The sequence below is a fragment of the Streptomyces sp. NPDC002838 genome (assembly GCF_040295365.1).
Lineage (GTDB): Bacteria > Actinomycetota > Actinomycetes > Streptomycetales > Streptomycetaceae > Streptomyces.
On the sequence record NZ_JBEOVF010000070.1, the window covers coordinates 1 to 13533 of the forward strand.

The following is a 13533-nucleotide window of genomic DNA, read 5'->3' on the forward strand; positions in this document are numbered from 1 at the left end:
CCTGGTACGACCCGTTCCAGACGTTCAGCATCGGCACCATGGTGCTCCAGTGGACGCTCGTCCTCGTCGCGATGCTGCTGCTCAACAACCTGTTCGCGCGGAGGATAGGTCGCGGCACACCGGACACCGACGACGAACAGCCGCCCGCCCCCCAGGGAAAGGAGGTCTGACCCATGGATGCGGAGACCCTGATCTGGACGCTGATCCTCTTCGGCGGGACCGTGCTGGCGGTGGTCTGGCTGAGCTACGCCGCATGGCGCAAGGACAAGGAAAAGGCCGGCGGTACCGAGCAGCACACCGAGTGAGCCGCCCCGGACCTCCGAGGGCGCCAAGTCGGCCCGGTGGTCCGTGAGGTCGGCGATCAGCGCGGCGTTCCCCTCCCCCCTCCCCCCTTCCGGAGGGGAGCGCCGCGGCTGCCTTGTGGGGCGCCCCTGACCGCAGTACGCGGGGCGGCTCGAACGCCGCCGCCAGCTTCGAGCGCCCGCTGTGGTCCCGTCACGCCCTGGAGCAAGGCGTTGCGGGACGAGAAGCCGTGTCACCCGGGCGACGACGGGAGCTGCGGAGCTTCCCCGAAGCGTGAGACCTGCGGAAACCGGGCGGCGACGCGCAGTCGCCGTCCTTTCGCCGTGTCGCGGGTCGGTGCCGGTGCGCCTCCTGCAGAGCCTGCGGAATGGTCACGGAGCGTATTCATCATCCGGGAGCTCCGGGCTCTTGACAGCCATTGGCCGAGAGTCGATGCTCAGTGAGGTATTACACCTCAGGCCGGATCAGGTCGGCCTGTCCGCCAAGCCCGTGCACAGTGCGGGCCCGGCCGCCGGTCAACGGACGGCCCACATCGGAGACAAGAACCTTGGCAAGCAAGAAGAAGGCCATCGAACTCGACGATGTCGTGAAGAAGTTCGGTGACCACACCGTGGTCGACCATGTGTCGCTGTCCGTGGCCCAGGGCGAGGTCGCCGCCATCATCGGTCCGAGCGGCGCCGGGAAGAGCACGCTGCTGCGCTGCGTCAATCTCCTCGAACGACCCGAAAGCGGCACCATCGTCGTCGCCGGCACGAGCATCGACGCGGGCAGCCAGATCAAGTCCAAGGACCTCGCGAAGCTGCGCAGCGTCGTGGGAATGGTCTTCCAGTCGTTCAACCTCTTCCCGCATCTGACCGTGCTGCGCAACATCACGCTTCCCCAGGAGCAGGTGCTCGGCCGCAGCCCGGCGAAGGCCCGTGAGCGCGGTCGCGCGCTGCTGGAACGCGTGGGGCTCGCGGACAAGGCCGACCAGTACCCGAATCGCTGTTCAGGAGGCCAGCAACAGCGCATCGCCATCGCGCGCGCCCTGGCCCTCGACCCCGAGGTGATGCTCTTCGACGAGCCCACCTCCGCGCTCGACCCTGAGCTGGGCCTCGAGGTACTGAACGTGATGCGGGAACTCGCCGACGAGGGCATGACGATGGTGGTGGTCACCCACGAGATGGAGTTCGCGCGGGACGTCTCCGACCACCTCGTCGTCATGGCCGACGGGGCCGTCCTCGAAGAGGGAAGGCCCACCGACATCTTCGCGGCGCCCACGCACGCCAGGACCCGGCAGTTCCTCAGGGCGGTGGACCGCGATGGGGTCTGACCTGATTCTCGCCGTGCTCAAAGGGGTGCCGACGACGCTGCTGCTGACCGGCGCGAGCCTGGGGATCGGCGTCGTGGGCGGCCTTCCGCTCGTCGCGGCCCGCGTCTCCGACCGGCGGCTGCTCCGCTTCCTGTCCCGCTCCCTGATCGAGGTCTTCCGGGGAATCCCGCCGTTGGTGTGGCTGTTCATCATCTACTTCGGGCTGGGCAACTCGCTGCCCGGGATCGACCCGCTTCAGGCGTCGATCGTCGGCATGGGTCTGATCTCCTGCGCCTACATGGCCGAGATCTACCGCGGCGGACTCACCGCGGTGCACCACGGCCAGTGGGAGGCCTCCAGGGCCCTGGGCATGAGCGGCCTGGCGACCGTCCGCAAGATCATCGCCCCGCAGGTCTTCCGTATCTCCGTGCCGGCGACGGCCAACTACGGCATCGGCCTGTTCAAGGACTCGTCGGTCGCCTTCACTCTCGGAGTCACCGAGATCCTCTATTACGCGGACCAGCGGGCGCGCACGACCGGTGACGCGATCAAGCCGTACCTGGTCGCGGCCGTCCTCTACATCGTCCTGTCGGCGGTCTGCGCGGCGCTGTCCCGCTCCCTCGACGGACGTCTGCAGCGAAGGGTGGCGCGATGAGCTTCCTCACCGACTGGACGGATTCCTTCCCCCAGCTTCTGGACGGGCTCAAGATCAGCGCCAAGCTGGTCGGGGGCAGCCTCGCGCTCGGCATGCCGCTGGGGCTCCTGCTGGCACTCGGCTCGGCGTCACGCGTCGTGCCGCTCCGCTACCTGGTCATCGCGCTCGTGGAGATCGGACGCGGCACCCCGGCGCTGGTGATGCTGCAGATCGTCTACTTCGGTCTGCCCGAGCAGGGACTGTCGCTGAGCGCCATAGTCTCGGCGACGCTCGCCCTGGCCCTGACCACTGGCGCCTACGCCAGCGAGATCATCCGTGGCGGCCTGCAGTCCGTTCCGCAGGGCCAGCTGGAAGCGGCGGACGCCCTCGGCATGAGCAGGTTCTCGGTGCTGCGCTTCATCGTGATCCCCCAAGGACTGCGCGTCGCCATCCCCGCCCTCATGGGTCTGTCCATCCTGATCTTCCAGGCCACCTCGCTCGCCTACTCGATCGCCGTCCCCGAACTGCTGGCTGCCGCGTACTCGTACGGCTCCTCCACGTTCAAGTACTTGAGCGTCCTCTCCCTCGCGGGCCTCATGTACCTCGTCATCACCATCCCCGCCAGCTGGCTGTCCGAGCGCGTCGAGCGCCGTCTCGCCCGGCACGTCTGAGAACCCGGACACACCGGCTGCCGCGGCCCGGCCCGTGGCACGGCGCCGATCGACCCAGCCGGAACCCATCGACCCCGGGACAGGACGCGCACCCGTTCACCCGGTCACGGAAACACCAGGGAGAAACATGAACAGCAAGTTCCCCGCAGCCATGGCCGCCGTCACGCTCCTGGCCGTGGCCACGCTCTCGGGCTGTGGCGGCGATTCGTCCACGACCACCGTCGCCGCCGACTGCAAGCCCAAGCACGAGTTCAAGACAATGAAGGACGGCACCCTCACCGTGGTGAGCTTCGACATTCCGCCGTTCAGCAAGGTGCAGGGCAACGACATCACCGGCGTCGACGGGGACATCGTCAAGGCGATAGCGAAGATGGAATGTCTCACCCTGTCCGTCAAGGCCGCCGGCGCCGCCGCCGTCATTCCGACCGCGCAGGCCGGGCGGGCCGACCTGGCGGCCGGGGACTGGTACCGGACCGCGGCACGGGCGAAGGTGCTCGATCTGTCCGACCCGCTCTACCTCGACGACATGGCGCTCGTGTCGAAGGAGGGCGTGAGCTCCATCCCGGACCTGAAGTCGAAGGGGCTCACGGTCGGGACAGTGGAGGGCTACCTGTGGGTCGCGGACCTCAAGAGTTACCTCGGCGGCAAGCTGAAGACGTACCCCTCAGGCGTGAACTGCTACCAGGACCTTCAGGCCGGCCGCGTCGACGTGTGCGTCGACGCCTATGGCGCCGCCGTGTACTCGACAAAAGGCAAGGACCTGAAGGTCGAGAAGGCCAAGCCCTTCGACAAGGTCGCCGCATCCGTCGAGGCCGCTCAGTCCACCTTGCCGATGCCCAAGGGCCACGAGGACATGCTGAAGGCCGTCAACGAGGACATCGCGGCCCTGCGCAGCAGCGGCGAACTCGCCAAGATCCTCACCAAGAACGGCCTGGAAGCCAGCGCGGCCGACGTCGGACAGCCGCGCCTGATCGGCTGACCAGAACTCGCGGACACGACAGCCGGAGAGATGACGTGCTCTTCGGCTGTCGCCGATCTGGCAGGGCGCACTTCCAGCGGCCTTGCGCCGCCACCACTCGTGAACGCCCCATGACCATGCCGAGAAAGAGGATGACGAGATGAAAGTGGTCGGCATCGACTGCTTCGGCTACAACCTGCGTTATGCCCACGGCGAGTACGTCATGTCGGGCGGCCGCGCGGCGACGTCCGAGATCGGCACGCTCGTCCGCCTGCGCACCGACGAGGGGCTTCAGGGGTGGGGTGAGATCACGCCTCTCGGCAACCGGTACCTGCCCACCCACTGGGCCGAGGTACGCGCGGCTCTGCACACGATGGCCCCGGCGCTCCTCGGTCAGGACCCGACCAACCTGTCCGCGATTCGCCGCACCCTGGACGGCGTCCTCCTCGGCGGCGGCTACGCCAAGGCCGCCGTCGACGTCGCATGCTGGGACCTGCTCGGCAAGGCCTGCGGGAAGCCGGTCGCCGCGCTGCTCGGCGGTGTGCTGCAGGAGGACTTCCCGCTCTATGAGGCGGTTCCCCTGACGTCTCCGGCGGAGATGGCCGACTTCGTGGTCCGCCGTGAAGAGGCCGGTATCAAGCGCTTCCAGCTCAAGGTCGGCAATGATCCCCTGGAGGACGCCGACCGCACGCGCGCCGTCGTGGCCGCGGCCGCGCCCGACACCCTGGTGGTGGCCGACTCGAACGGTGGCTGGAACCTGCGAGCGGCCCAGATCGCCGTGCGGGCCATGGCCGACCTTCCGGTCTTCATCGAGCAGCCCTGCCGCGAAACCGACGACTGCATCTTCGCGATGCGCCACTCCAGCCTTCCGCTGGTGCTCGACGAGTCCATTCTCACCGCGACCGATGTCTTCCGAGCCAAGTCCGAAGTGGGGGCCGTGTCCATCAACATCAAGATCAGTCGGGTGGGAGGGCTGACCCAGGCGGCACGCATGCGCGACCTCATGCAGGACCTCGACCTGATGGTCTCGGTCGAGGACACCTGGGGCGGCGACATCGTCAGCGCGGCGGTTAGCCACCTGGCGGCAAGCACCAAGCCGGAGAACTTCCAGAACGCCTCGTTCATGAACGACTGGACCGACGGACACGTCGCCGGGCACCAGCCGCGCTCCCGGCACGGGCGCGGTGCGGCGCCGGCCCTCCCCGGTCTGGGCATCACCGTGCGGACCGACGGACTCGAGTCCGTCTTCCACGTGTCCTGACGTGCCGCCCTCGGCAATGCGGACAGGCACGTCCTTCTCCACGAAGAAAGGTGATAACTGCCGCTGATAAGTGGAGTAGGAACTGTGGACTTCTCGGGGTGTCGGCGCCGACCTAACCTGACGAAAACCCGATGACAGGGTGTCGCCGCATGGCCGCGCGCGACTGCGTCCAGCATTTCGGAAGGATGTGCAGGTCATATGCCCCAAACCGCCGACTGGTCGGTCGCGATTGCCGGCGAGTGCATGGTGACCAGGCCGTTCTCGATGCACTCCGAGAAGGAATTCCTGGGTATTCGTGAGCTGTTCGACAGGGCCGATGTCGCGTATGCGCATCTGGAGATGAACTTCGGGCGCTATTCGGAGCTCCACCCGGGTCGCGGCGACTGGTTCGGCAGTTACATGCTGGCCGATCCCGGCATCGCGCGGGAATTGCGCTGGCTCGGCGTGGACGTGATGTCGACGGCGAACAACCACAGTCTCGACTTCGGTACGCGAGGCCTGTTCTCGACCACGGAGGCCCTGCGGGGCGCGGGCCTGGCGTGCACGGGTACAGGGCGGGACCTGGACGAGGCGCGGGCGCCCGCCTTCGTCGAGACTCCTCGGGGCCGCACGGCGCTGATCTCGACGACCTCCGGCAACCGTCCGCACGAGTGGGCGGGCCGCCCCAAGGAGACCATGCCGGGCCGCCCGGGCATCAACCCGCTGCGGGTCACCACGACGTACGTGGTACCGCCGGACGCCGCCCAGCACCTGAGGTCGGTGGCGGACCGGCTGAACATCCTGCGGACGAGCAAGGACTGCAAGCCGGGCAAGACGGGCCGGAGGCTCACGGCGGACGAGTTCCAGTACAACCTGCCGGGAGGACAGTCGGCCGCCGGCGAGCTGGTCTTCCGCGAGGGCGACACATACGAGATCCTCACCGAATGCCACCGCGGCGACCTGGAGGGGAACCTGCGCTCGATCCGGTCGGCGGCCGCCATGGCCGACCTGGTCATGGTCGCGCACCACTTCAACATCTCCGAGGGGCCGCGCGGCGACCACCCACCGCGCTTCGTCCGGGAGTTCGCCCACCGCGCCATCGAGGCCGGCGCGGACATCTTCGTCGGCCACGGCTGGCACCGGACGCTCGGCATCGAGATCTACCGGGGCAAGCCCATCTTCTACGGACTGGGCAACTTCTTCGCCCAGTCGGAGTTCCTCGAACGGGTCCCGTACGACAGCTACGAGACCTGGGGACACGACGTCGACGCCCTGCCGACACTCACCCCCGACCTGCACCCTCTGCACCCGGGGCTCGACACCCCCTCCACCACGTGGTGGAGTTCTGCCGTCATCGACGTGCGCTTCACCGACGGCCGGCTCACCGACGTCACGCTCCACCCCGTCGAACTCGGCCGCGAGGTCTCCAAGGAGGCGCAGATCACCCGCGGCACCGGCAAGTCGGCGGACCACCCGCTGACCGAAGGCCGGCCGCTGATCGCGGACCAGGCCAACGGCGTCCGCGTGCTGGAGCGCTACCAGCAGCTGTCCGCCGAGTACGACACGGACGTCGAGATCGACGGGCACGTGGGCCGACTGCGGCTCGGGGACTGACCACGGCACGGCCACGGATCAGGAGGTTCCGCGACGCATGGTGACGCTGACTCAGCAAGAGACCTCCCGGCCTCGCGAGAGCAGGATGCCGGTCAGGGGGCAGTGGGGCCCCCGCGCCCTCGTGGCCCTCGTCGTCCTGCTCCTTGCCGTCCTGGTCTTCCTTCCGACCGCGCTGGTGTTCGTCCGCGCCGTCTCGAAAGACCCCCGCAACCCGCTGTCCACGTTCACCCTCGAAGCCCTGGCGAACTCGTACGGCTCCCCGCGGATCTGGCGCGTCCTGGCCGAGACCATGGCCATGTCGCTGACGTGCGGGATCCTCGCCACGGCCCTGGGCGGCGCCCTGGCCTGGATCCTGGCCCGCACCGACGTACCCGCGAGAAGGTTCTTCGAACTCGTCGTGATCGCGCCGCTGTTCCTGTCGCCGTTCATCGGTGCGCTGGCTTTCCTGGAGCTGGGCGCACCGCGCACCGGCCTGCTGAACCAGCTCGCGCGGGACATCGGTCTGCCGGGCTGGGTGTCGATCAACGTCATGACGTTCGAGTGGCTGATCGTCATCCTGGCGCTGCACTATGTGCCGTACGGCTATCTGCTGGTGTCCGGAAGCCTGCAGAACATGGACGCGAGCCTGGAGGAGGCCTCGCACATGAACGGGCGGGGGACCCTGCAGACGGCGCTGCGCGTCTCCCTGCCGGCCATCCGCCACGCGACGCTCTCGTCCGTCATGTTCGTCACCATCAGCGCCACCGGCATGTTCTCCGTGCCGGCGCTGCTGGGCGCCAAGATGTCCTTCCAGCCCTTGGCCGTGACGGTCTACCGCGCCACGAACGGCTACCCGAGCGACTACGCCCTCGCCGCCGCCCTGGGCACGATGCTGGTGCTGCTCAGCGTGATCGGCCTGTGGCTGTATCAGCGGGGCCTGCGGCAGTCGTCGAGGTTCGTCACCGTCACGGGCAAGTCCCAGAACAGGAAGCGGATACGTCTGGGCAGGGCCAAGTACGTCCTGATCCTGCTCCTCGTCCTCTACGCCCTCGTCACCACCGTGCTGCCCTACGCCGCGTTGTCTCTGCGCGCCTTCAGCACCTCGACCAACCTCGATGAGATCCACCCCACCACCCAGGTCGTCAGGGACGTACTGGCCACACCCGAGCTGAAGAACGCGCTGGCCAACACGGTGGTGGTGTCCGTGGCCACGGCCCTCGGCGCGGTGGCCGTGGGCATTCTGACCTCGTACGTGACGGAGCGGGTCCGGCACCGGGGTTCCGGCCTGCTGAATGCCGTCGCGATGTCGCCGCTGGCCGTTCCGGGGATCGTCTTCGCCACCGGGGTGTTCGCCCTGTACCTCGGCACGCCGCTCTACGGCTCGCTCACAATCATGGTGGTGGCCTATGTGGCGTCGTACCTGCCGCACGCGACCCGCGTCATGGGCAACGGCTTCGCACAGATCGACAAGTCCCTGGAGGAGGCGTCCCGGATGTGCGGCGCCGGCCAGGCGCGCATGATGTCCACCATCCTGCTGCCGCTGCTCAGGCCGTCGATGGCCGCCGGCGTGATCATGGTGTTCCTGTTCACGGTCCGGGAGATCAACACCGCGATCCTGCTCTACACGCCGGACACCATGCTGCTGTCCATCCTGTCCTTCAACTACGCCCAGCAGGCTTCGCTGCCGTCGGCGGCCGTGGTCGGGCTCCTGGAGACCGCTCTCATGATCGCGTGGATCGTGGTCATGCGGGCCCTGCTCCGGCCCGGGAAGCTGCACCAGCGTGCGTGACCCGCACGGACAACGCCGCAGACACACGAACGAGGTGAACAGATCGATGGACAAGCCGCACCGGAACCCGTCGCCGGACCACGGCCTGGTGGTAAAGGGTCTCTTCGCCGACTACGGCCGTACGACGGCGGTTTCGGACCTCGGCCTGGAGATCGGCCGGTCCGAGTTCGTCACACTCCTGGGACCCAGCGGCTGCGGGAAGACGACGACGCTGCGCTGTGTCGCCGGACTGCACACCCCGCGTTCCGGGCAGATCGCGCTGGGCGGTCAGCGGCTGTACTCCCGGGGCGTCAACGTCCCGCCGCACAAGCGGGACATCAACATGGTCTTCCAGTCCTACGCCGTGTGGCCGCACATGACGACTCTTCAGAACGTCATGTACGGCCTCAGGGCGAAGAAGCTGCCGAAGGCGCAGGCGCGCGCCAAGGCCCAGCAGATGCTGGAGCTGGTCGGCCTCGCGGAGTTCACCGGGCGCAACGCGACCGATCTCAGCGGCGGACAGCAACAACGCGTGGCCCTCGCACGTGCGTTGGCCACCGAGCCCAGCCTGGTCCTGATGGACGAGCCGCTGAGCAATCTCGACGCCCAGCTGCGGGCCCGGATGCGCGATGAGCTACGGCAGATACAGCGCCGGACCGGGATCACGGTGCTCTACGTGACGCACGACCAGTCCGAGGCGCTCTCGATGTCGGACCGCGTGGTCGTGATGAACCACGGTGTCATCCAGCAGGTCGGTGATCCATGGGCGCTCTACCACCGGCCGGCCAACGGGTTCGTGGCGACGTTCGTCGGCGAGGCCAACGTCGTTCCGGGTGTCGTCGCCGGAGTCGGCTCCCGCACGTTCTCGGTACGGGCGCCCACGCTCGGACCGGACACGGTGCTCGACGTCGCCCGCGCCACGGCCGCCGACTGCCCGGCCGTGGGTGACGCGATCTCGGTCGTCTTCCGCCCGGAATGGGTACGGGCGTCGAGGGAGACGGAGCCGCTTCCGACGGCCCTCGACGGCAATGAGTTCCGGGCCCGTCTCGTCTCCAGTGAGTTCCTCGGCGACCACTTCGAGCGCACCTACGAAGCCGGACAGCACCGACTGCGCGTCCGGGCCGTCACCGGACCGACCTCCCCGCCCCCGCGGATCGGAGCCGAGCAGGACCTGCTGGTGACGCCGGAGAACCTGACGTGGTTCCCCGCCGACGACGCCGGGCGCCGCGAGGCCGGTGACGGGGAGGCGTCCGCGGACGAGGACACCTCCTCCTCGGTGCCGACCGAGGTGATCGGCGGCTGACCCCGGCGGGTCGGCCCGGCTCAGACGAGTACCGGCGCCGTGCTGCGGGGCGACGGGCTCAGCGAGGATTCGACCTTGGCCGGCAGCATGCCGAGGAACACACGGGCCGCCTGGGGAACCTCGCGATCGGGCGGGGACAGGATGACCGCGCCCCGCAGGAGGGGAAGCCCCGGTGCGGCCACGGCCTTGAGGAGTCCGGCGCGCAGGTCCTCCCGCACACAGAACTCCGGCAGGACGGCCAGGGCGAGTCCCCGCGTGACGTAGGTGCGCATCGCTTCCAGACCGCGTGATTCGAGCACGACGTGCAGCGACACGCTGACCTTCTCCGCCCAGCGTTCCACCAGCTCGCGGCTGCGCATCCCGTCCGCGAAAGTCGCGAACTCCGCGCGCGCGAGGTAGGCGATCCGGTCGGCCTGGGGGAGTGTGTGGATGCGGTCCTCGGACCGGGCGTACAGATACATCCGCTCCTCTATCGTGCCGAGAGCGGGGAACTCGCTCGGTGCCGGATAGCGGCAGATGCCGAGGTCGGCGCGTCCCTCGGAGAGGGCTTGCGTGCACGCCTGCCGCGACGGCTCGTGCTTGATGACGACGCGGACGGACGGTGCCGTCTCCTTCATGGCCATGACGGCCCCGACGAGCAGATGCTTGATGTGGTCGGAGTCGCTGACGACCGTGACGGTCGAGTCCTCCGGGAGATCCTTCATCCGCTCCAGCCGGTGGTGGAATCGGTCGGTGCGCGTCAGCACCTCCTCCGCGAAGGCCAGCAACTCCCGTCCGACCGCCGTCAGTTCGGACCGCGAGCCTTGCCGACGTTCGAGCAGGGTGCAGCCCAGCAGGCGTTCGAGGTGGCGTATCCGCTGGGACACGGCGGGCTGGGTGAGCGCCAGCTCGGCGGCCGCGGCCCGGAAGGAACCGGCGCGGGCGAGAGTCTGGAAGGTGAACATCTGGTCGAACGTCAGGCCCGCGACGAGCCTTTGGCGGCTGGTGTGACGCCAGTTGCCGCTCGGGAACGCCATGTTTTGTCCTCCTGTCGCCGGGGGGGGGTGATCACTTGCCGAGGGTGGCGTTGACCCTGCTGACGAAGTCGGCGAAACCGTCGCCCTGCAACTCGGGTTGGGTGGCCATGCCGTACCAGACCTCGGGCTTGGCGTACCACGGTTCCTTGGCTATGGCGCGCTTGTCCGTCCACCCGGTCCGGGTGCCGGTGCCCGTGCCGTAGGTGGCCATGAGGTCGTGGCCCTCGTCGGACGTCGCCCATTCCATGAACAGGCGGGCGGCGTACGGATGGGGTGTCGCCGTCGGCAGCCCGATCATCCAGAGGGCGGCGTTGGTGGGCTTGGGATACGCGTATTCGATGGGGGCGCCGTCGGCGATGTAGTCGTTGTACAGGGTGTCGGTGCCGAAGGTCACCGCGTACTCGCCCTTCACCAGCTGCTCGGCGATGGGGATCTGACTTTCGAAGAGAGCCGGGTCGTTGTCGGCGACGCCTTCCAGCCACTTCCACCCGTAGGTGTCCGCCTGGTGGAGGATGACATTGGCGTAGTTGCCCGCCGTGGTCGCACCGCCGCTGTCACCCAGCGCGATCCGGCCCTTGAACGCGGGATCGGCCAGCGCCGCCACGGGGTCCTTGCGCAACAGCGCCCTCTGCTCGGGCGTGGTGACCTTCGTGTTCCACGCCACGGCCCCGATGCTCTGGTGCAGGGGGTAGACGAGTCCCGCGAGCCCGGTGCCCGGCAGGACCTCGGCGAAGTCGTAACCGCCGTAGTTCTCGGTTTTGTAGTCCGTGATCCAGCCCTTGTCCTTGGCGTCCTGCCAGAGCTGGTACACGTTCTGGATGACGATGTCGGCGTTGTCGACGCCGCCGCTCACTTCCTGGGCCCATTTCTGGAAGAGGGTCGTGCTGCCATCCCGGTAGACCTTGACCTGGATGCCGTACTTCTTCTCGAAATGCTTCACCCAGGCGGTGGTCGACTTCTCCGTGGTGGCGGCGTACAGACTCACCTCGCCCTCCTCCTTCGCCTTCGCCAGCAAGGCGTCCATTCCGCCCGCGTCGGCGGCGTTTTTCGGCAGGTTCTCGGTGCTGCCGCTCCCGGAGCCGCCACAGCCCGCCAACAGCAGGGAAACCGCGGACGCGATCCCGACGAGCACGCTTCTGCATTTCATGCTGACCAGCCTCCAACTCCGGGTTAATGCCAGGGAAAAGCCGCAGATGCCCGTAACCCGCCAGAAACAGTAGGGCTGTGTGGCATGGCCGGTAAGCGTCGGGTTTCTACTCGACCGATAAGGCTGGTCTTATCGCTGCGTTGGCGTGCTGTCGGGTCGGCTCCATGGATCGTTGACAATGTTGTCCGCAGTCTTCGATGTGCGGGACAGTACACGCAAGTGCCGTGCGTGCGGAACGGTGCGGACGCGACGACCTGGAACCGCACGCGGATCCCTCCTCCGAGGAGCCCGATGGATGTGCACACGCCCACAGGGTCACGGCCGACCGTTCCCTGGCGAGACCTGCTGCCGACCGCGCTGATCCCCAACGTCCTCCATGGCTCCGGTCAGGGTGCCGCGGTGCCTGTCACCCTGCTGGCCGCGATGTCGCTGACCGAGTCCTCGGCCGCCGCGGCCGTGGTCGCCGCCATGCTCACCGTCGGGCAGCTGCTGCTGGCGTTGCCGGCCGGATGGCTCGTCTCCCGGTTCGGGGAGCGGCCCGTCATGCTCGCGTCGACGGCGGTCACGGGCCTCGGCGGCCTGTCGGCCCACCTGGCCTCGACCCTGTGGGCCCTTGCGGCCGGTGCGCTGCTGATCGGGAGCGGTGTCTCCGTCTTCATCATGGCCCGCCATGCGTGGGTCACCGTGGCGGTGCCCGTCGAGGTACGCGGGCGGTCGCTCTCCGCCCTCGCCGGGGCCGCCCGGCTGGGACTGTTCGCCGGCCCGTTCCTCGCGGCTGCCGCGATGCGGCTCACGGGCGACGTCCGAGGCGGCTTCCTCGTCGTCGTGGCGACGTCCGTTCTCCAGGCGGTCATCGTCGCCCTGGCCCCTTTTCACGAGAGTGAGGCGGACGAGGACGACACCAGGGCGGCGCGTCCGAGGGTCCTGCGTACCATCCGGGAGCGCCGGGACGTTTTGCTGACGCTCGGTCTGACCGTCTCCGTCGTCAGTACGATGCGCACCACCAGACGCATCCTCGTACCCCTCGTCGGCGCCGCCGTCGGCCTGGACGAGGTGACCGTCACCCTCGTCGTGGGCGTCGCGTCCGGGCTCGACTTCTCCCTGTTCTACCTCGGCGGAATCGTGACCGATCGTTGGGGAAGGCTCGCGGTCGCCGTACCGGCCCTCGTTGCCTTCGGGGTCTCGCATCTCGGCCTCGCGCTCGCACCTCAACTGCCCGCCGGCCTGGCGTGGTTCCTGACCAGCACCACGGTGATGGCCATGGCCAACGGCTGGAGCGGAGGCGTCGTCGCCACCATGGGGGTCGGATCTCGCCGACCCGCGATCACCCGCGCCCTTCCTCGGCTCATGGCGGCTGACGACGGAACTGGCGCCCTCTGCCGCGCCGTTCGTCATCGCCGCGCTGGCCGGCGCGCTCTCGCTGTCCGCGGCGTGTGTGGCCCTCGCCGTCCTCGCCGGGGCGGCCGCCGCCGTGCTTCCGCCTCAGGTACGCAGGTATCTGCCGTAGGGGCGGCGTTAGGGTCCTTCTGATGGATCTCCGTGGGAGAAGGTCCGGTGCGTGCTCTCGGCGTGCCGCGCGGAAGTCCTCGATGGGGGTCCCCCCGCTCGA

At 68.5% G+C, this 13533-nt stretch carries 12 protein-coding genes; 10 read left to right on the top strand and 2 right to left on the bottom strand.

Annotation, left to right across the window (positions count from 1 at the left end; genetic code table 11):
• Positions 1-173: 173 nt before the first annotated feature.
• From ABT063_RS45770 to ABT063_RS45810, 9 genes are all read left to right on the top strand, one after another.
• Positions 174-305, top strand: a complete 132-nt coding sequence (locus ABT063_RS45770) for a hypothetical protein (RefSeq protein WP_351067076.1) — start codon at positions 174-176, stop codon at positions 303-305.
• Between the two features lie 545 nt (positions 306-850).
• Positions 851-1615, top strand: a complete 765-nt coding sequence (locus tag ABT063_RS45775; protein WP_351067077.1) for an amino acid ABC transporter ATP-binding protein — start codon at positions 851-853, stop codon at positions 1613-1615.
• Positions 1605-2249 (top strand): amino acid ABC transporter permease, encoded by a 645-nt coding sequence (locus ABT063_RS45780; protein ID WP_351067078.1) that lies wholly within the window; start codon positions 1605-1607, stop codon positions 2247-2249. Before ABT063_RS45775 ends, ABT063_RS45780 begins: the two co-directional genes overlap by 11 nt.
• Positions 2246-2899, top strand: coding sequence for an amino acid ABC transporter permease (locus tag ABT063_RS45785; protein WP_351067080.1), 654 nt, complete (start codon positions 2246-2248; stop codon positions 2897-2899). Before ABT063_RS45780 ends, ABT063_RS45785 begins: the two co-directional genes overlap by 4 nt.
• A gap of 127 nt (positions 2900-3026) precedes the next feature.
• The gene (locus tag ABT063_RS45790) at positions 3027-3878 is read left to right on the top strand and encodes a substrate-binding periplasmic protein (RefSeq protein ID WP_351067082.1); all 852 of its coding nucleotides are present in this window, start codon (positions 3027-3029) and stop codon (positions 3876-3878) included.
• A gap of 139 nt (positions 3879-4017) precedes the next feature.
• Positions 4018-5118: a mandelate racemase/muconate lactonizing enzyme family protein gene (locus ABT063_RS45795; protein ID WP_351067083.1), complete on the top strand. Its 1101-nt coding sequence runs from the start codon at positions 4018-4020 to the stop codon at positions 5116-5118.
• A 198-nt stretch (positions 5119-5316) separates the two neighbouring features.
• Positions 5317-6711 carry a CapA family protein gene (locus ABT063_RS45800; protein ID WP_351067085.1) on the top strand — a complete coding sequence of 465 codons (1395 nt, stop codon included), beginning with the start codon at positions 5317-5319 and terminating at the stop codon, positions 6709-6711.
• A 37-nt stretch (positions 6712-6748) separates the two neighbouring features.
• Entirely contained in the window at positions 6749-8479 is a 1731-nt protein-coding gene (locus ABT063_RS45805; RefSeq protein WP_351067087.1) for an ABC transporter permease, read from the top strand.
• Between the two features lie 46 nt (positions 8480-8525).
• Positions 8526-9761 carry an ABC transporter ATP-binding protein gene (locus tag ABT063_RS45810; RefSeq protein ID WP_351067088.1) on the top strand — a complete coding sequence of 412 codons (1236 nt, stop codon included), beginning with the start codon at positions 8526-8528 and terminating at the stop codon, positions 9759-9761.
• Between the two features lie 20 nt (positions 9762-9781).
• Here the strand turns inward: ABT063_RS45810 and ABT063_RS45815 are convergent, their stop codons facing one another.
• Positions 9782-10777 carry a LysR family transcriptional regulator gene (locus ABT063_RS45815; RefSeq protein WP_351067089.1) on the bottom strand — a complete coding sequence of 332 codons (996 nt, stop codon included), beginning with the start codon at positions 10775-10777 and terminating at the stop codon, positions 9782-9784.
• A 31-nt stretch (positions 10778-10808) separates the two neighbouring features.
• Positions 10809-11924: an ABC transporter substrate-binding protein gene (locus tag ABT063_RS45820; protein ID WP_351067091.1), complete on the bottom strand. Its 1116-nt coding sequence runs from the start codon at positions 11922-11924 to the stop codon at positions 10809-10811.
• Positions 11925-12215: 291 nt separating this feature from the next.
• Here ABT063_RS45820 and ABT063_RS45825 point away from each other — a divergent pair, with 291 nt between their 5' ends.
• Positions 12216-13454, top strand: a complete 1239-nt coding sequence (locus tag ABT063_RS45825; RefSeq protein WP_351067092.1) for an MFS transporter — start codon at positions 12216-12218, stop codon at positions 13452-13454.
• The last annotated feature ends 79 nt before the right edge of the window (positions 13455-13533 follow it).

Excerpts from the sequence above, each read along its gene's own strand:
- ABT063_RS45795 (WP_351067083.1), top strand. The coding sequence starts at position 4,018 with ATGAAAGTGGTCGGCATCGACTGCTTCGGCTACAACCTGCGTTATGCC.
- ABT063_RS45770 (WP_351067076.1), top strand. The coding sequence starts at position 174 with ATGGATGCGGAGACCCTGATCTGGACGCTGATCCTCTTCGGCGGGACC.
- ABT063_RS45785 (WP_351067080.1), top strand. The coding sequence starts at position 2,246 with ATGAGCTTCCTCACCGACTGGACGGATTCCTTCCCCCAGCTTCTGGAC.
- ABT063_RS45815 (WP_351067089.1), bottom strand. The coding sequence starts at position 10,777 with ATGGCGTTCCCGAGCGGCAACTGGCGTCACACCAGCCGCCAAAGGCTC.
- ABT063_RS45820 (WP_351067091.1), bottom strand. The coding sequence starts at position 11,924 with ATGAAATGCAGAAGCGTGCTCGTCGGGATCGCGTCCGCGGTTTCCCTG.
- ABT063_RS45790 (WP_351067082.1), top strand. The coding sequence starts at position 3,027 with ATGAACAGCAAGTTCCCCGCAGCCATGGCCGCCGTCACGCTCCTGGCC.
- ABT063_RS45805 (WP_351067087.1), top strand. The coding sequence starts at position 6,749 with ATGGTGACGCTGACTCAGCAAGAGACCTCCCGGCCTCGCGAGAGCAGG.
- ABT063_RS45780 (WP_351067078.1), top strand. The coding sequence starts at position 1,605 with ATGGGGTCTGACCTGATTCTCGCCGTGCTCAAAGGGGTGCCGACGACG.
- ABT063_RS45825 (WP_351067092.1), top strand. The coding sequence starts at position 12,216 with ATGGATGTGCACACGCCCACAGGGTCACGGCCGACCGTTCCCTGGCGA.
- ABT063_RS45800 (WP_351067085.1), top strand. The coding sequence starts at position 5,317 with ATGCCCCAAACCGCCGACTGGTCGGTCGCGATTGCCGGCGAGTGCATG.
- ABT063_RS45810 (WP_351067088.1), top strand. The coding sequence starts at position 8,526 with ATGGACAAGCCGCACCGGAACCCGTCGCCGGACCACGGCCTGGTGGTA.